Source organism: Stomatobaculum sp. (genome assembly GCF_057248925.1).
This window is the reverse complement of sequence record NZ_DBHIHF010000004.1, coordinates 11,483-28,180: the sequence shown is the minus strand read 5'-3', so window position 1 is coordinate 28,180 and position 16,698 is coordinate 11,483. Positions and strand designations below refer to the sequence as shown.

The 16,698-nt window shown below is 58.5% G+C and carries 14 protein-coding genes; 1 reads left to right on the top strand and 13 read right to left on the bottom strand.

What is annotated here, in order from left to right:
* Nucleotides 1-230: 230 nt before the first annotated feature.
* The 5 genes from ACO4XG_RS01975 to ACO4XG_RS01955 all read right to left on the bottom strand — a co-directional run bounded on the left by ACO4XG_RS01975 (nucleotide 231) and on the right by ACO4XG_RS01955 (nucleotide 6,059).
* Nucleotides 231-1,115: a MetQ/NlpA family ABC transporter substrate-binding protein gene (locus ACO4XG_RS01975; RefSeq protein WP_308508421.1), complete on the bottom strand. Its 885-nt coding sequence runs from the start codon at nucleotides 1,113-1,115 to the stop codon at nucleotides 231-233.
* A 69-nt stretch (nucleotides 1,116-1,184) separates the two neighbouring features.
* On the bottom strand, nucleotides 1,185-1,823 hold the full coding sequence (locus ACO4XG_RS01970) for a methionine ABC transporter permease (RefSeq protein ID WP_485129640.1): 639 nt from the start codon (nucleotides 1,821-1,823) through the stop codon (nucleotides 1,185-1,187).
* 16 nt (nucleotides 1,824-1,839) lie between these two features.
* The gene (locus ACO4XG_RS01965) at nucleotides 1,840-2,853 is read right to left on the bottom strand and encodes a methionine ABC transporter ATP-binding protein (RefSeq protein ID WP_308508419.1); all 1,014 of its coding nucleotides are present in this window, start codon (nucleotides 2,851-2,853) and stop codon (nucleotides 1,840-1,842) included.
* A gap of 126 nt (nucleotides 2,854-2,979) precedes the next feature.
* Nucleotides 2,980-4,425, bottom strand: a complete 1,446-nt coding sequence (locus ACO4XG_RS01960) for a Sapep family Mn(2+)-dependent dipeptidase (protein WP_308508418.1) — start codon at nucleotides 4,423-4,425, stop codon at nucleotides 2,980-2,982.
* 38 nt (nucleotides 4,426-4,463) lie between these two features.
* Nucleotides 4,464-6,059: a peptide chain release factor 3 gene (locus ACO4XG_RS01955; RefSeq protein WP_308508417.1), complete on the bottom strand. Its 1,596-nt coding sequence runs from the start codon at nucleotides 6,057-6,059 to the stop codon at nucleotides 4,464-4,466.
* Between the two features lie 109 nt (nucleotides 6,060-6,168).
* On the opposite strand from ACO4XG_RS01955, the gene ACO4XG_RS01950 reads away from it, so the two are divergent.
* Nucleotides 6,169-6,933 (top strand): type III pantothenate kinase, encoded by a 765-nt coding sequence (locus ACO4XG_RS01950; RefSeq protein WP_308508416.1) that lies wholly within the window; start codon nucleotides 6,169-6,171, stop codon nucleotides 6,931-6,933.
* Nucleotides 6,934-6,994: 61 nt separating this feature from the next.
* Here the strand turns inward: ACO4XG_RS01950 and ftsZ are convergent, their stop codons facing one another.
* The 8 genes from ftsZ to rsmH form a co-directional block, all read right to left on the bottom strand.
* A complete protein-coding gene (ftsZ, locus tag ACO4XG_RS01945; RefSeq protein ID WP_308508415.1) occupies nucleotides 6,995-8,299 on the bottom strand; it encodes a cell division protein FtsZ in 1,305 nt (434 codons plus the stop codon).
* Nucleotides 8,300-8,402: 103 nt separating this feature from the next.
* On the bottom strand, nucleotides 8,403-9,113 hold the full coding sequence (locus tag ACO4XG_RS01940) for a cell division protein FtsQ/DivIB (protein ID WP_308508414.1): 711 nt from the start codon (nucleotides 9,111-9,113) through the stop codon (nucleotides 8,403-8,405).
* On the bottom strand, nucleotides 9,110-10,411 hold the full coding sequence (locus tag ACO4XG_RS01935) for an FtsW/RodA/SpoVE family cell cycle protein (protein ID WP_308508413.1): 1,302 nt from the start codon (nucleotides 10,409-10,411) through the stop codon (nucleotides 9,110-9,112). Before ACO4XG_RS01935 ends, ACO4XG_RS01940 begins: the two co-directional genes overlap by 4 nt.
* Complete coding sequence (gene murD, locus ACO4XG_RS01930) at nucleotides 10,408-11,760, bottom strand: UDP-N-acetylmuramoyl-L-alanine--D-glutamate ligase (protein ID WP_040799479.1); 1,353 nt, start codon at nucleotides 11,758-11,760, stop codon at nucleotides 10,408-10,410. Before murD ends, ACO4XG_RS01935 begins: the two co-directional genes overlap by 4 nt.
* 14 nt (nucleotides 11,761-11,774) lie before the next feature.
* Nucleotides 11,775-12,746: a phospho-N-acetylmuramoyl-pentapeptide-transferase gene (gene mraY / locus ACO4XG_RS01925; RefSeq protein ID WP_308508412.1), complete on the bottom strand. Its 972-nt coding sequence runs from the start codon at nucleotides 12,744-12,746 to the stop codon at nucleotides 11,775-11,777.
* 105 nt (nucleotides 12,747-12,851) lie between these two features.
* Entirely contained in the window at nucleotides 12,852-15,251 is a 2,400-nt protein-coding gene (locus ACO4XG_RS01920; protein ID WP_308508411.1) for a peptidoglycan D,D-transpeptidase FtsI family protein, read from the bottom strand.
* Nucleotides 15,214-15,684 carry an FtsB/FtsL family cell division protein gene (locus tag ACO4XG_RS01915; RefSeq protein ID WP_308508410.1) on the bottom strand — a complete coding sequence of 157 codons (471 nt, stop codon included), beginning with the start codon at nucleotides 15,682-15,684 and terminating at the stop codon, nucleotides 15,214-15,216. The genes ACO4XG_RS01920 and ACO4XG_RS01915 overlap by 38 nt, the downstream gene beginning before the upstream one ends.
* Nucleotides 15,681-16,625, bottom strand: coding sequence for a 16S rRNA (cytosine(1402)-N(4))-methyltransferase RsmH (rsmH, locus tag ACO4XG_RS01910; RefSeq protein ID WP_308508409.1), 945 nt, complete (start codon nucleotides 16,623-16,625; stop codon nucleotides 15,681-15,683). Before rsmH ends, ACO4XG_RS01915 begins: the two co-directional genes overlap by 4 nt.
* Nucleotides 16,626-16,698 lie beyond the last annotated feature (73 nt).

The window sequence follows — 16,698 nt, the reverse complement described above, 5'->3', positions numbered from 1 at the left end:
CCCCCAAAAGCCTAGCCATACTTGCCCGATATGCCGATAACGGATATGGCGATTTACGCTATCTGCTATCGGCGCACGGAATATCCGTTCTAAGTCGGCGCACACTGCCGTTATAACAGCGCAATCCGCGCGCTGTCCTCAGACGAAATTCATATTTCGGGGGCAGCTGTCGCAGGCATAAAAAAAGAGAACCCGAAGGTTCTCTCTTTTGATATTCGAGCCGACAACTGTCAGAAAATCGGAACCACTGCGCCCTGATACTTGTTCTCGATAAACTGCTTAATCTCCGCCGTCGTGAGTGCCTTGACCAGCGCCTTGGTCTTGTCGCTGTTCTCATCGCCCTCTCTGACCGCAATGATGTTCGCATAGGTCTTGGCTGCGACCGAGTCAGCGGACTCTGCCGCGAGCGCATCCGAAACCTTTAAGCCCGCTGCGATGGCAAAGTTGCCGTTGATGACACCGAAGTCCACATCCGGCAGGGAACGCGGAACCTGTGCCGCCTCGACCTCGATAATCTCAATCTTGTGCGGGTTCTCGACGATATCCTGCTTCGTCGCGTTGATGTCGGTGTTGTCCTTCAGCTTGATGAGGCCCTGATCCGCAAGGAGCAGAAGCGCTCTCGCCTCGTTCGTCACATCGTTCGGGACCGCGATCTTCGCGCCGTCCTGAATGTTCTTCAGATCCTTCGATTTGCCGGCATAGATGCCGAACGGCTCGTAGTGAATTGCCGCCACACTGACTAACTTCGTGCCTCTCTCCTTGTTGAAGTTCTCAAGGTAGGGCAGGTGCTGGAAGTAGTTTGCGTCGAGGCTCTTCGACTCGAGCGCGAGGTTCGGCTGCACATAGTCGGTGTATTCTACCACTTTGAGCTCATAGCCCTCTGCCTTCAGCGCATCCTTAGCCGCCGCGAGAATCTCGGCATGCGGGGACGGGGAAGCGCCGACCGTGATGACCTTGTCGCCGGAAGCCGCAGCCGCACTGCTGTCTGCCGCTGCGCTGCTGCCTGCAGCGCTGCTGTCTCCCGCCGCGCTACTCTCCGCCTTCTTCTGGCTGCCGCAAGCCGTGAGCAACGAAAGTCCAAGCAGTGCCGCCGCAAAAAATACCTTTTTCTTCATAATAAGTTACCTCCCTGAAATTCTGTTCTTTTTGATGACCCGCAATTCGCGGGAAAACAAGCTGTTCCGTCAGCGCGCGCGCTTATCCGCGTGCCGCGCCATCCACAAAAAACTCTCCTGAATCAGCTGGACGATGATGACCAGCACCACAACCGTCACGAGCATCACATCGGTCTGATAGCGATAGTAGCCATAGTTGATCGCAAGCGTGCCGAGACCGCCGCCGCCGACAAAACCGGCCATTGTCGAGTAACCGAGTATCGTCGTGATGGAAATCGCCGCGCCCATGAGAAGCGACGGTTTCGCCTCGGGCAGCATGACCTTCCAAACAATCTGGAAATTGCTCGCACCCATTGACTTTGCCGCCTCGACCACCCCCGCGCCGACTTCTTTTAAGGAACTCTCGACCATGCGGGCAATGTAGGGTGCCGCCGCAAGAACGAGCGGCACGACGACCGCCTTCGGGCCGAGCGTAGTCCGCACGATGAAGCGCGTGAGCGGCAGAGCCGCAAGCAGCATGATGATGAACGGCACCGAGCGCATCAGGTTGATGATGACCCCGAGTACGGTATTGATGATGCTGTTCGGCTGAATCCCGTCCTTGTCCGTGACAATCAGGAGTATGCCGAGTGGGATGCCGATCAGATACGAAAGCAGCGAGGAGAGCGCGACCATAAAGACAGTCTCCTCGAGCCCTGTGAGCAGCATCGTAAGAATCTGCGAATCAAAACTCACTGTTCTTCACCTCCTCCAGATTGACACCGTGCTCCCGGAGATAGTGGATGACTTTCATCGCATCCGCCTCGTGCTCGGGTAGCTGCAGAACCATCTGTCCCGCGGCCTGCCCGCCGATCTCCTTGGTCGCCGCGAAGAGAATGTTCACCGGCAGCTGACAGCTGAGAATCATGTTCGCAATCACCGGCTCAAAGGCCGAGCGCCCGTCGAAGGTCACGCGTATCTTTTTCGAAGCACCGAACTGTTCCTGCCGCACATCGCCGCCCAGAATGAGCTCGCGTCCGATCTTCGACTGTGGCGCGGAGAAGATGCGCTGTACCTCTCCCTCCTCGGCGATGCGGCTCTGATCGATAATCGCAACGCGGTCACAGATAGACTCAATCACCGACATCTGGTGCGTGATGATGACCACCGTAATTCCGAGATTCCGGTTGATGTCGCGGAGCAGGCCGAGGATAGACTCCGTCGTGTTCGGGTCCAGGGCCGAGGTTGCCTCGTCGCAGAGCAGAAGTTTCGGCTCGGACGCGATGGCTCTCGCAATCGCGACACGCTGCTTCTGTCCGCCCGAGAGCTGCGAGGGATACGCTTTCTCCCGGTCGGCAAGCCCGACGAGCGTCAAAAGCTGTCTGGCTCTCGCCTCCGCCTCCGTCCGCCGGACGCCGATCAGCTCGAGCGGAAAACAGATGTTTCGAAGTACTGTTCTCTGCTCCAGCAGATTAAACTGCTGGAAAATCATGCCCATCGAGCGGCGCACTTCGCGCCGTTCTCTCTCCTTCATCTCCGAGAGGCTCTGCCCCTCAAAAAACACATCGCCCGAGGTCGGGCGCTCCAGATAATTGATGCAGCGGACCAGGGTTGACTTGCCGGCGCCCGAGAGTCCGATGATACCGTAAATCTCACCGCGGCGTATGCTCAAGTTGACATCGTCGAGCGCGTGGACCGTGCCGCTCGCTGTCTTGAATTCCTTTACAAGGTGGCTGATCCGTATAATTTCGTCTGACATCTCCGCCTCCTCTCCTCAACTGATATGTGGCATTGTAAAAAAATACGCGCGCCCTGTCAACGCGGACGCGCGTATTTCCTCATACCATATCTCTATCCGATTCTATTACTTTTTTTGATAGCTCATTCAGGCGCAGAGATCCACAATGACCTGCGCGAAAATCTTCGCAGAAGTCAGAAGCTCCTCGAGATTTGCCTGCTCATCCGGCGCATGCATCCGCGTGTCGCTGCCCGGGTAAAACGCGCCGAAAGCGACGCCGTTCTTCAAGTCGTGAACATAGGTGCCGCCGCCCATTGCGACTGTGCCGCCCGGCAGACCCGTGTAGGCCTCAAAGACGCGATTTAACTCCTGAACGAAGGGGGAATCCGCCGAAACCGCATGCGGCGCGCGGAGCCGTCTGCCGTCAAAGACGAGGCCGTAGCGCCCGAAGGCTTCCTCGCAGGTCTTCACGAGCTTCTGTCCGTCCATCGTGACCGGATAGCGGCAGTCAAAGAGGCCGTGCAGAGAGGTCTCGTCAATCGAAAGCTTGGAGAAAGCCAGCGTCAGCGGGCCGCTCTCCTTATCCTCAAATGCAATGCCGAGCGACTTGCCGTCGGTCTCGCCGTAGGGCATAAGCGCCACAAGTCCGTGAATGGCCTCCGTGAGCTTGTTCTTGGCAAGCGGCAGCCGGGAGAGGAAGAGAAGAAGCCCGGTCAGAGCGTTCTTGCCGGCTTCCGGCGCGGCCGCGTGGGCGTTTCTGCCGCTGACCTCGACTTTCTGCAGTGTCACATGTCCCTGCTCCTCGGCCGCCGAACCCTCTTTCGCGCCGAGCGCCGAAATTTCGATTTTTAAGCCGGTCTGTTTTCGCACCGTATCCGCGGTCACATCGAGCACCATGCGCGGCACACCCGCGAGCACGGCTGTCGCGCGCGGCGGCACCGCGTTTTCAATGCTACCGCCGGTCAGCGAAATGAGGCGCGCACCGCTCTCCTCCGCCGGAAAGTCGAGAGAAAACTCGCCCGCAAGCCGTCCCTTCTCCATGTTGACCACCGGGTACTCCGCGTCCGGCGAGAAGGTGCAGGGTGCTTCCTTCTCGGTCGCATAGTAGTGCGCAATGCAACCGGAACCGCTCTCCTCATCGGTGCCGAGAATCAGGCGCACGCTTTTTTTGAGCGGAATGCCGAGCTCCTTGACCGCACGGAGCGCATAAATCGCAGCGACCGCCGGACCCTTGTCGTCCGCGACGCCACGCCCGTAGAGAACGCCGTCCTTTTCAATCGGATTGAAAGCCTCGGTCACGGTCCAATCGCCCTGCCCCGGCACCACGTCGAGATGCGCGAGAATATCGAGCTCGCGCTCGCCTTCGCCGAGATCCGTCGCGAGCACATAGTTTTCGTAATTCTTGGTAGAGAGGCCATAGCCCCGAAGCATCTCCTCCGCCGCGCAGAGTGCGCGGTAAGGTCCGTCGCCGAACGGCTTGTCCGGCTCTGCCTCACCTTTACTCGAATCAATACGGCAGAGGGTCTTCACATCCTCCAAATACGCCTCTCTGTGCGCATCCACCCACGCCGAAATCTGTTCCTTGTGATTCATACCAGCCGCCTCCTTCTCTTTGCTTTTCTCTTACTTCTTTAGGATTTGCCGAACTCGAGAAGCTTGAGCCCCGGATTCCGCTCTTCCACCATTCTGACACTCCAGGGGTGTGCAAAGAGCAGCAGGGGTTCTCCCTTCAAATTCTGAATCGCTTTCATGTCGCTGGTGCCCTGAATCTTGTCGACATCCACGGTTTCCGGCTCGTCGATCCAGCGGATGTACTCGTAGGGCAGGGTATCCAGTCTCACCTCTACATTATACTCCGCCTTCAGGCGATAGGTAAGCACCTCAAACTGCAGCACACCGACCGCGCCGACGATGATTTCCTCCATGCCGGTATTGCGCTCCTGGAAAATCTGGATCGCACCCTCCTGCGCAATCTGCTCGATGCCCTTCGTGAACTGCTTTCGCTTCATCGTGTCAATCTGGCGAACGCGCGCAAAGTGCTCCGGCGCGAAGGTCGGAATGCCCTCGAACTCAATCGGCTCTCGCGCATTTTCGAGCGTGTCGCCGATGGCAAAGATACCGGGATCGAAGACGCCGATAATATCGCCCGCATAGGCGGTCTCGACAATCTTCCGCTCGTCCGCCATCATCTGCGTCGACTGGTTCAGGCGTATTTTCCGCTTGCCCTGCACATGCGTGACCTCCATGCCGGCCTGATATTCGCCCGAGCAAATGCGCATAAAGGCAATGCGGTCGCGATGCGCCTTGTTCATATTCGCCTGGATTTTGAAGACAAACGCCGAGAAGAACGGATCTTTCATCGGGTTCACTTCACCGCTCTTGGTCTTCCGCGGAAGCGGCGGCGTGGTCATCTTGAGAAAGTGTTCGAGGAAGGTCTCGACGCCGAAGTTCGTGAGCGCCGAGCCGAAGAACACCGGTGTCAGGTCGCCGCGGGACACGCGCGCCATATCGAGTTCGTCGCTCGCACCGTCGAGAAGTTCGGTCTCTTCCGTGAGCTGCGCGAGATAATCCTCGCCGATTACAGACCCGAGCGCCGGATCCGAGAAATCAATTTCCTTCGTCGCAATTTCCTGCATGCCGGCATGTGCCGCCTGGAAGGTCGTGATTTTCTTCGTATTCCGGTCAAAGACACCCTTAAAGTTCTTGCCGGAGCCGATCGGCCAGTTCACCGGACAGGTGCGTATGCCGAGCAGCTCTTCAATCTCGTCGGTCAGCGAGAACGGATCCCGCGCCTCGCGGTCCATCTTGTTGATAAAGGTGAAAATCGGAATGTGGCGCAGCGTACAGACTTTGAAGAGCTTCCGGGTCTGTGCCTCCACACCCTTCGAGGCATCGATCACCATGACCGCCGAGTCCGCCGCCATCAGGGTGCGGTAGGTGTCTTCCGAGAAGTCCTCGTGTCCCGGCGTGTCCAGAATGTTGATGCAAAAGCCCTCATAGTTGAATTGCAGTACCGAGCTCGTGACCGAGATGCCTCTCTCTTTCTCGATGTCCATCCAGTCACTGACCGCATGCTTGCCTGTCTTTCTTCCCTTAACCGATCCCGCCAGATTAATGGCGCCGCCGTAGAGCAATAATTTCTCGGTCAGCGTCGTCTTTCCCGAGTCCGGATGGCTGATAATTGCGAACGTCCGCCGCTTCTGAATCTCCTCAAATTCGCCTGCCACTTGCGCCTCCTGTCGTTGTTTTTCCCGCCGAACTGTGTTATAAAACCCTAGAATATACTGTTTTTGCGCGGGAAATTATACCATATTTCGGCGCGGAAAGGAAGAAAGCATGATACTCGCCATTGATATGGGCAACTCCAATATCGTCATCGGCGGCATAGACGAGGCCAGTACGCACTTTATGGAGCGCATCACGACCGACACGCGGAAAACGGACCTCGAGTATGCGGTGAGCTTAAAGAGCATTCTGGATCTCCATCACATCGCGGCCGAAGACCTCGAAGGCGCCATTTTGTCGAGCGTGGTTCCCCCGCTGAACGCCGTGATTACCGAGGCGGTCCGCAAGGTCACCGGCCTCTCCTGCAAACTCGTAGGCGCCGGCATGAAGACGGGCATGAATATCCGCATGGACGACCCGAAGCACATCGGCTCCGATCTGATTGTCGACTCGGTTGCCGCGAAGGCGAACTACCCGCTTCCGATTATCGTAATCGATATGGGAACGGCGACCTCAATCACCGCGCTTGACCAAAACGGCGACTATGTAGGCGGCATCATACACCCGGGCCTTCGCGTCTCGCTGAACACCCTGAGCGGCAGCACCGCGCAGCTCCCCTCGATCGATCTCGAGTCCCCCGGCCGGGCGCTCGCAAAGAATACAATCGAAGCCATGCAGAGCGGCATCCTCTACGGCACCGCAGGCATGCTGGACGGCATCATCACCCGCATGGAAGCGGAACTCGGCAGCAAAGCTACCATTGTCGCGACCGGCGGCCTCGCGCGCTTTGTGACGCCGCTCTGCTCCCACCGGATCGAGATTGACGATCTCCTGCTTTTAAAGGGTCTGCTGATTCTGTACCGGAAAAACAGCTGATTGCGCCTGCCCGGCACTTTCCGCAAAACAAAAAGAGAGCCGAAGCTCTCTTTTTTTATGCTCACTTCCGGCTCTTTAAGAAGTCCGGGATATTAATCGACACATTCTTATTCTGACGCGGCTCAAAGCTGTAAGCACCCTGCTGCGGCTGTACCGGCTGCTGCGGCTGCGCTGTCTGCTGGTACTGCGGCTGTGCCTGCTGCTGATACTGCGGCTGCACCTGCTGCTGGAACAGCGGATTCATCGTGCCGTTGTAACCTGCCGTCTGCTGCGGCTGAACCTCCGGCTGCGCCGCTGCCGGCTGCTGTGCGACGTGAATCGGTCCGCTCTGCTTTGCGGTGCCCGCCGTCTGCTGGGTCGCGTTTCTGCGGTACCCGCCCGTGGTCGCCGTGCGCTGCTGTGCGTTCTGGCTCGCCGTCTGATCGAGACCGGTTGCAATGACGGTAATCGAGCACTCATCCTGCGCGTTCTCATCGTACATCGCACCGAAGATGATGTTGGCATCATCGCCCGCCATCTCCTGCACATAGCTCGCCGCTTCATTTGCCTCGATAAGGCTGATGTCACCCGAGATATTGATGATGATATTGCTTGCGCCGTCAATCGTGGTCTCAAGCAGCGGGGACGCGCAGGCAATCTTGACTGCCTCGAGCGCCTTGTCGTCGCCGTGCGCCTTGCCGATGCCGATGTGTGCGATGCCCTTGTCGGTCATGACCGTCTGCACATCCGCAAAGTCGAGGTTGATAAGACCCGGCATATTGATGAGATCCGTGATGCCCTGCACTGCCTGCTCGAGCACTTCATCCGCCTTCCCGAAAGCCTCCGGCATCGAGGTGCGGCGATCCACAATCTCAAGGAGCTTGTCGTTCGGAATCACAATCAGCGTGTCGACCGCCTCTTTGAGGTGCTCAATGCCTGCGAGCGCATTGTTCATGCGCTGTCTGCCCTCAAAGTTAAACGGCTTCGTCACGACGCCGACGGTCAGAATCCCGAGTTCCTTCGCGATGCGCGCAATGACCGGTGCCGCACCGGTGCCGGTGCCGCCGCCCATACCGCAGGTCACGAAGACCATGTCCGCATTTTTCAGCGCCTCGGTTAAATCCTCTGTGCTCTCCTCTGCCGCCTTCTCGCCGACCTCCGGCTTTGCGCCGGCACCGAGACCGCGCGTCAGCTTCTCGCCGATCTGCATGACGGTCGAGGCCTTGCAGAACTGGAGAGCCTGCTTATCGGTGTTGATGCCGATAAACTCTACCCCTTCGATGTTCTCGTCGATCATGCGGTTCACTGCATTGTTGCCCGCGCCGCCAACGCCGACTACGATGATCTTTGCAGTATTATCGTCTTCGTTCAGTTTGATCTCTAACAAGGTACCTGCCTCCTGTAACTGCTTATTCACAGATTGTCTCATACTGGATAATATGGTCTATCATACTTATTTTTCCCGAAAAGTGCAAGCAACTTTGCGGATTTTACGGATTCTGCGCCTGCAGCGCATAGGTTCCGTTCGGCGCGCGCTTCCGGATATCCAGTATTCCGGAAGCATTGCCCGCTTTCTTGAGAATGCCCGCGAGGTCTTTGCATCTCTCCTCGGCTTCTTTTTCACCGCCGAAGAGCACGGTGATGCCGCCGCAGCGAAATGTCGCCTGATAGGCCGCGTCAAAGACAATCTGCTCTGTGCGGATATCGTTCTTCCGAAGATTCAGAAGAAGCTGCCGGACTATGGTTCTCCCCTTCGGATCGGCCTCGAGCAGCATCCCGCCGACCGCTATGTCGCCCGTCTGCAGTCCCGCAATCTCCGGATACCCGGAAATCGGTTTCTGGACACTCTCCACGACGCGAAGCTCATCGTCAAAATAAAAGGCCGCGCTCATATAGCGCACATAGCCGAGCACCTGCTTTTCGTGCAACACGAGTTCCACCGAAAAGGGCGAGGTGAAGCGTATGTCATAGCCGGTCAGAAAAGCGAGTTGCTTCTTTTTGCCGCGCCACAGCCGGAACAGAAGCACGGCGCTGCGCTCGCCCTCCGCCTGCGGCAGCAGCGCCTTTCGCGCCGCCGCTTCACTGTAAATCCGGTTGCCCTGCACCGTGACGGTTTTGACGCGGATACAGACAAACGCCGCTGCGAGCGAGACCGCCAGCAGCAGCGCCAGAATAATTCCCAGTTTTTTGAGCCGCTTCATGTCAGTCGCTCCGGGCGCATGCCCCTGGAAACCGCAAGAACCAACCCGATTTCCCCCATGAAACTCACGAGAGAGGTACCGCCGCTGCTGATAAAGGGCAGCGTGACGCCGGTATTCGGCATCAGGCCCGTGACCACGGCGACATGCATCGCAATATGCAGCAGGATGTGAACCGCCACGCCGCCGCAGAGCAGGGCGCCGTAGCGATCCGGCGCGCGAAGCGCAATCCGGAGGATGCAAAAGAGCAGCATCGCGTAGAGCAGGAGCAATACGACCATGCCGACCATGCCGAGCTCCTCGCCGATAACCGGAAAGATAAAGTCGGTCGAAGGCTCCGGCAGACCGTTCTGCTTGACCACACCTCTGCCGAACCCGGCGCCGAACCAGCCGCCCGCACTGATGGCATACTTGCCGAGTCGCACCTGAAACCCGCTGCCGTTCGCATTGGCCTCGGGGTTCAGCCAGGACTCAATGCGCGCAATCTGATAGGGATGCAAAAACGGAAACTTCTTGTAATAGTGCACGGCGAGGAAAAAGAGCAGCGCTACCACCATCGCAATCCCCAGATGCGCTCGATTGTCTTTCACGCCGAGCAGTGTAATCAGGAAGACCATGGCACCGAGCAAAAGGCCGGTGCTGAGATTCTGAAGGGCAATCAGCACCGCCGGGATGCCGCCGAAAATTGCCATCATCCGGAAAACGCGCCCGGGACCCTCTGACAGCCGACGGTAATAGTTGACCAGATAGACCGCAAAAAACAGCACCAGAGCTGTCTTCATGAGCTCCGAGGGCTGAAAGCTCACGGGGCCGAGGCGAATCCAGCGGGTTCTGCCGTGCGAGCTCCGCCCGAACGCGAGCGTTGCGACCAGCAGGAAAGTGCTGAGCGCATAGAGCTGGCACCAGCTCAGGCAGAGCAGTCTGTGATAATCGAGGCGGGACAGGAGCAGCATCGCGCCCAGCCCGACCAGCGCAAAAACCGCCTGCTTCTTCACGCCCGAGAGCGGATCATCGCCCGCAAAGGACGTGGTCGAGTAGACCATCGCGAGACCGAACAGCACCAGTATGACCGTGACCCAGAAGACATAGCCGTTCATGCGCCGCTGATTCCGCTTCCACTGCTCTTTCCCGACACAGGGCACAGCCTCGAATATCAGATTCCACCAACCGCGCACATTTCTCTTTTGCCGCGGATAGAGCGGCTCTACTTTGCCGCCTGCCGTTCGCCCTGTCCGTCTGACGCGCGGCTCTCTCTGCTGCGCGCCACTTGTCTCTTTTCTCCTTGGCATTCTCGCCGTCATAGTGCGCGCACGCACTCCTTAAAGACTTTGCCGCGCACCTCGTAGTTCGGAAACATACCCCAACTTGCACAGGCGGGAGAGAGCAGCACATAGTCGCCCGCGTTGGCGTAAGAAGCGCAGACCTTGACCGCCTCCTGCATATCCTCCGCGAACATGATGTTGGTAAAGCCGTGGCGCTTTGCGCAGTCCGAAATCGCATCCCGGGTCTGCCCGAGCAACACGAGATAGCGCACCTTGCCGCCGAAGGCGTCAATCCACTCGTCGTAAGAGGAACCTTTGTCATAGCCGCCGCCGATTAAGAGAGTCGGCCCCGGCATTGCCTTGATGGCCTGAATCGCCGCGTCCGGGTTGGTGCCCTTCGAGTCATTGTAGTATTTGACGCCGTAGCGCTCCGCAACAAATTCAATGCGGTGCTCCACCGCTCGGAACTTGCGAACCGCATCCAGAATCGCATCCATCGGTGCCTTCATGCAGACAGCCATTGCAATCGCCGTCATGACATTTTCAAAGTTGTGACGGCCGAGCAGCTGCAGTTCGTCCGTCCGAATCAGCTCTGTCTTCTCTCCCTTTTCCTTGCGGCAGATGACGCCGTCCTCGAGGTCATAGCCGTCATCGAGCAGCTGGGTGCTCGAGAAGAAGACCACTTTCGGCTTCAAATCCTTCCGCTCACCGAAGGCGCGGAGCACCTCGTCGTCGTAGTTCAGCACGAGGAAATCATCAACCGTCTGGTTCGAGCTGATATCCTCCTTGATCCGGATATAGTTCTCCATCGTATGATGGCGGTTCAGATGATCCGGCGTGATGTTTGTGATTGCGGCGACATGCGGGTGGAAGCGGATGATGGTCTCGAGCTGAAAACTCGACGCCTCGAGCACCGTGATCGACTTCTCCGTGGTCTTCAGCGCGACTTCCGTATAGGGGAGGCCGATGTTGCCGACCGTAAAGCTGTTCCCGAACGCGCGCTGCATGATGGCGCCGGTCAGCGCCGTGGTCGTGGTCTTGCCGTTCGTGCCGGTAATGGCCAGAAGCTGTCCCTTCGCAACCTGGAACCCGAGCTCAATCTCCGACCAGAGTTGAATCTTCTTGTCGGTCAGCTTCCTCACAAAAGGCGTCTCGAGGTCAATGCCGGGGCTCATCACGCAAATCTGAATCCCGGTGAGCAGTGTCTCGTCCAGTTCGCCGAGGCAGATTGTGAGGCGCGCATTCTCCGGGAAGTTTTCCCGGATTTTCTCCTCCGAGAGCGCTTCATTGCCGTCATAGAGCAGCACTTCGCCGCCCGTCTCCAGGATCAGCTTTGTTGCCGCGATACCGCTCTTGCCGGCACCTGCAACCATAACCTTTTCATTCATGAGAGTCTCCCCTTTCATTCCCCGAGTCCTATCCAGGCCGCGAGTGACAAAATGACTGTGCATATCGTAAAGACCGTGACGACGCGCGTCTCGGACCAGCCACCCAATTCAAAATGATGGTGCAGCGGAGCCATCCGGAACAGCCGCTTTCCCTTGGTCGCCTTGAAATAGCCGACCTGCAACATGACCGAAATCACTTCCAGCATGTAGATGATGCCGACCAGCATCAGGAAGAGCGGCATGCGGAGCACCAGCGCAACGGCCGCCGCATAGCCGCCGAGCGCGAGGGCACCGGTATCGCCCATGAAGACTTTGGCCGGATAGCAGTTGAACAGCAAAAAGCCGAGCAGCGCACCGATGACCGCCCCGCTGACCGGCGCGGCGCCGGGTGCAAAGCGGCAGGCGACCGCCGCAAAAAAGAGCGCCACGACTGCCGTCACGGACGAGCAGAGCCCGTCGAGTCCGTCGGTAAAATTGACGCCGTTGTCCGTGCCGAGCACAACCAGAAAAACAAAGGGCACAAAGAATCCGCCGAGCGGCAACAGAATGCCGGTCTCAAAACTTCCGCTGAACGGCAGCAGAATATCGCCGTAGTTTCCCGTTCGGAACAGCCGATATGCGAGAACTCCGGTCGCGATGAGCTGCAGCGAAAATTTCTGCCAGGCTTTCAGCCCCTCCGACTGCTTCCGGTGAATCTTCAAAAAGTCATCGAGAAAGCCGATAAACCCGAACGCGAGCGTAAACCCCATGACCGGCAGGGTCTCCGGCGCCTTTTTGAGAAACGGCAGACAGCCGAGTGCAATCGCAAGGACAATCATGATGCCGCCCATGGTCGGCGTTCCGCTTTTTTTCAGGTGTGACTGCGGGCCGTCGTCCCGGACCTGCTGCCCGAACTTCATGCGGTGCAGGATGGGAATCATGATCGGGCACAGCGCCGCACAGGCGAAAAAAGCAATAAAAAGCGCCAATATGGTGTCAGTCAGCATGTATCGCGCCTCCTGTTGTCTGTATAGTTATGGGCCTCTTTACAGTATACCCTTGCCAAAAGTCTTGCGCAAGCCTAGTGCCGCGGCTTGCCGCCCCGCGCGGGCTTACTTCTTCTTCGACGAAGAGCCGCTCTTTGAACTCTTGCCGCTCTTGGTGGCGTTCTTTGCGGAATTTCCGCTCTTCGTGCTCTTCGAAGTCTTGCTGCTCTTTGATGAAGAGCCGCTCTTCGTACTCTTCGAAGTTTTACCGCTCTTCGACGAAGCGCCGCTCTTTGCGGCCGCCGTGCTGCTCTTTTGCGCCGCCGTCCGGCTTTCCGCGGCGGTCTCTGTCTCCTGCGCGGCCGGACTTCCGGCTGCCGCCGTACTCGCCGCGGCCGCCGCACTGTCCGAAGCCGCTGTGCTCTCCGCAGCTGCCGCACTGTCCGAAGCCGCAGTGCTCTCCGAAGCCCCGGCACTCTCCGCAGTCGCCGTGCTCTCCGCGGCATTGGCGCTCTCGCCGCCTTCCTCTCGGCCGGAGGCAATCCCGGCATTGATGCCCTCCAGTAACGGCGTCGCCGTTGTGCCCGGTGCATCGCCCGGAACCACATTGAGAGAGGGCAGAATGTCAGCCATGATATTCTGAAACAGCACCGAGGCGAAGGTGCTGTGCGCCTGGTCTTTCACATGCGGCTGATCGACCACGACATAGCAGAGCACCTGCGGGTTGTTTGCCGGCGCATAACCGCAGAACGAGAGCAGGTAATTCTTCTTGTTTCGCGGCAGCTTCTCCGAAGTACCGGTCTTTCCGGCAATCTCATACCCCGGCACCTCCGCCGCCGCACCCGTGCCCTCGGTCACAACACCGCGCAAAGCCTTGCGAAGAAAGAGCGCGGTCTCCTGGGAACAGGTTTCCCGCACGATTTCGCCGCTGTAGTCGCGAATCACGGTGCCTTGCGGGTTTAATATCTGCTTTACCACATGCGGCCGGTAGTACGAGCCGCCGTTGATGACCGAAGAAAAGGCTGCCGCAAGCTGCACCATATTGCAGCCGAAGCCCTGACCGAAGCTGTCGGTCGCGAGTTCGACCGGGCCGAGTCTGCGGTTTGCCGCATCGTCCGGCGGGTTCAGAATGTGCACCTGCGTCGAGGTGTCCGGCTCGCCGGGCAAATCAATGCCGCTGCTCACGCCGAACCCGTAGAGGTTCTGTGTTTTCTCAAACTCCTCCCGCCCGAGCGCCTGTGCAATGCGCACCAGCGCCACGTTGCAGGACTGCTCGAGGGCGCCGGTCACATTGAGTCTGCCGTGGCCGGTCCGCTTGACGCAGTGAATCAGGGTTCCCTGTACATCCACCTCGCCCGTGCAGGTATATTCCTCCTGCCCGGTGATCTTTCCGTTTTCGAGCGCACCCGCGATTGTAAAGACCTTTGCCGTGGATCCTGGCTCGTAGACCGTGCTCACGCAGAAGTTGTTCCAGAGTTTCTGCGTCGCCTCCTCGCTGGTCATCTGCTTCAGTTCATTGGCGCTGTAATACTTCTGCAGGTTTCCGGGGTCGTTTAGGTCGAACGAGTGATTGGTCGCCATCGCAAGAATCTCCCCGCTGTTCGGATCCATCACAATGACGCCGATATTTTCCGCGCCCGTGGTATTCATGAAGTCCTTGATGTGCCGCTCGACACTCTGCTGTACCTTGACATCAATCGTGCTCACGACGGAGTTACCGTCCTGCGGCTCCCGGGTCACATCCTGCGCCTCCCGGTCGGCGTCCATATAGCTGTACCGCTGGCCGTCCGTGCCGGAGAGCACCTCGTTATAGGATTGCTCTATGCCCGTCGTGCCGACCCGCTGATCGTCGTAACTCCGGTAGAAGCCGAGCACATTGCACGCGAGCTCGCCGTACGGATACTCGCGCTGGTAGTATTCCTGCAGATTGACCGCGCCGAGACGCCCGCGGTAGCGCTCCCGCTGTTCCTGACTAAAGCCCTCGTAGGTCTTGTCCTCCGCCCGCTTCTTCGCCTCATAGCGGTCGGGATTGTTGACGTGCTCCTGAAAATCCAGGAAGCGCAGCTTGTCGGGTGCCGTCAGCGGCTCTCCGACTTTCAGATTCTGACTCGTCGAATTCTCTTCGATTTGCTTTCGAAGTTCATTTTCATCCATGCCGAGAAAGTCCGCGAGCGCATGCACGGTACAGTCGTAATAGAGATCGCGGCTGTCCTCCTTGAGCAGCGACTTGGGCGACACAATCAGCTGGTAGCGCTTTTCGGTCGCCGTCAGATAGGTGCCGTTCCGGTCCATAATCTCGCCGCGGCGATAGGGGATCACTTCCGGCTGCCGCAGTTCCTTGCTCCGCGTGAATGTGCGCGCGACCGCGGCATTACTCTTCTGCACGCCGTACACCTGATACACGAGACCGCCGAGCGCAAGCACCGTGAGCCCCATGAGCAGTCCGAGTTTGCCCTGCAACTGTCCCTTGACGTCGTAGTTCGTTGTCTTATTTACCAGACTTGGTCTCTTTGGGGATTTCTTCATACTGCCTCACATAGCCTTGTTCCGTCCGATCGTAGTATATCACCTGGCCGGGTTCCGGCTGTACCATGCCGTAACGGTTGATCGCCAGATCCCGGATGTGTTCCAAATCCTGCTTCCGGTTCAGTTCCACCTGCAGTGCGTCGTTTACTTCTTTCTGCTCATCGAGCTTCCGCTGCATCTCGTTCCGCGCGAGCTCGGCCTGCCGCACACGCCGCTCGCTCCGCACATAGAAGCCGAGCAACATAGCGGCACAGGCAATGCAGACCGTCAGCGCGACCACGCGCCGGAACACATCGCCGAGCGAGCGCTTCGGCGTAGGCGCGCGGCGCGGCTGTTTTCCGGGCGGCCTTTTGGCTACCCTCCGGTTGCGCGGTTTCTCTTCCGGCTCCAGCTTCGGCGCGGCGCTGCCATAGGTATAAGGCTGTCTGCTCACAGTATGCCTCCTCTCTCAAACACCCGGAGTTTCGCGCTCCGGGATCTCGGATTCGCCGCCACTTCCTCTGCGGTCGGTACAATCGGTTTTCCGGTCACGACCCTGCCGCGACTCTTCTTCCCACAGACACAAATCGGAAAATCCGGCGGACAGGTGCAGGGCGAGGCATTTCGCCGAAACCCCTCTTTGACAATTCTGTCCTCCAGCGAGTGGAAAGTGATGATTGACAGACGCCCGCCGGGCTGTAAGCGCAATATCATCTCGTCAATCGCCTGCTCCAAAACCGTGAGCTCACCGTTCAGCGCAATGCGAAGTGCCTGAAAAGTGCGCATGGCCGGATGACCGCCCGTCTTCTGCAGCCGCATTGGAATCACCCGTTTCACGAGAGCCGCGAGTTCTCCGGTTGTCTCAATCGGCTTCTTTGCGCGCGTCTCGATGATGCGGCGCGCAATCTGATTCGAAAAGCGGTCCTCGCCGTAGACGCGGATGATGCGGGCGAGTTCCGCCTCACTCTCCTCGTTCACAAGATCGGCCGCCGTCCGTGCGCTGCGCCTGTCCATCCGCATGTCGAGCGGCGCATCTTCCATATAGCTGAATCCCCGCTCCGCGTTGTCCAGCTGGTACGAGGAGACGCCGAGATCCAGATAAATGCCGTCCGCGCGCGATATGCCGAGGTTATCGAGCACCGTCGGCAGATTCACGTAGTTGTCGCGGACAACGGTCACCTTGTCCCCGAACGGTTTCAGCCGCTCTCCGGCCGCCCGGATGGCGTCCGCATCCTGGTCGATGCCGATCAGCCGTCCGCCTTCCCCGAGTTTTGCGGCGACCAGCGACGCATGACCGCCGCCGCCGAGAGTTCCGTCCACATAGATCCCGTCCGGCCGGATGTTCAGGCTGTCAATGGTCTCCCGCGGGAGCACTGAGATGTGATGAAAGTCCATATGCTGTCCTCCGCTGCCCACAGCTCTGCTATATCTTGTCACAATCGATACTCATTTGGATGAATCATACCAA

What these genes read in the sequence shown, in the direction of transcription:
- ACO4XG_RS01950 (WP_308508416.1), top strand. Translation starts at nt 6,169, where the DNA reads ATGATACTCGCCATTGATATGGGCAACTCCAATATCGTCATCGGCGGC.
- ACO4XG_RS01970 (WP_485129640.1), bottom strand. Translation starts at nt 1,823, where the DNA reads ATGCTGCTCACAGGGCTCGAGGAGACTGTCTTTATGGTCGCGCTCTCC.
- mraY (WP_308508412.1), bottom strand. Translation starts at nt 12,746, where the DNA reads ATGCTGACTGACACCATATTGGCGCTTTTTATTGCTTTTTTCGCCTGT.
- ACO4XG_RS01935 (WP_308508413.1), bottom strand. Translation starts at nt 10,411, where the DNA reads ATGACGGCGAGAATGCCAAGGAGAAAAGAGACAAGTGGCGCGCAGCAG.
- ACO4XG_RS01965 (WP_308508419.1), bottom strand. Translation starts at nt 2,853, where the DNA reads ATGTCAGACGAAATTATACGGATCAGCCACCTTGTAAAGGAATTCAAG.
- rsmH (WP_308508409.1), bottom strand. Translation starts at nt 16,625, where the DNA reads ATGGACTTTCATCACATCTCAGTGCTCCCGCGGGAGACCATTGACAGC.
- ACO4XG_RS01975 (WP_308508421.1), bottom strand. Translation starts at nt 1,115, where the DNA reads ATGAAGAAAAAGGTATTTTTTGCGGCGGCACTGCTTGGACTTTCGTTG.
- murD (WP_040799479.1), bottom strand. Translation starts at nt 11,760, where the DNA reads ATGAATGAAAAGGTTATGGTTGCAGGTGCCGGCAAGAGCGGTATCGCG.
- ACO4XG_RS01920 (WP_308508411.1), bottom strand. Translation starts at nt 15,251, where the DNA reads ATGAAGAAATCCCCAAAGAGACCAAGTCTGGTAAATAAGACAACGAAC.
- ACO4XG_RS01940 (WP_308508414.1), bottom strand. Translation starts at nt 9,113, where the DNA reads ATGAAGCGGCTCAAAAAACTGGGAATTATTCTGGCGCTGCTGCTGGCG.
- ACO4XG_RS01960 (WP_308508418.1), bottom strand. Translation starts at nt 4,425, where the DNA reads ATGAATCACAAGGAACAGATTTCGGCGTGGGTGGATGCGCACAGAGAG.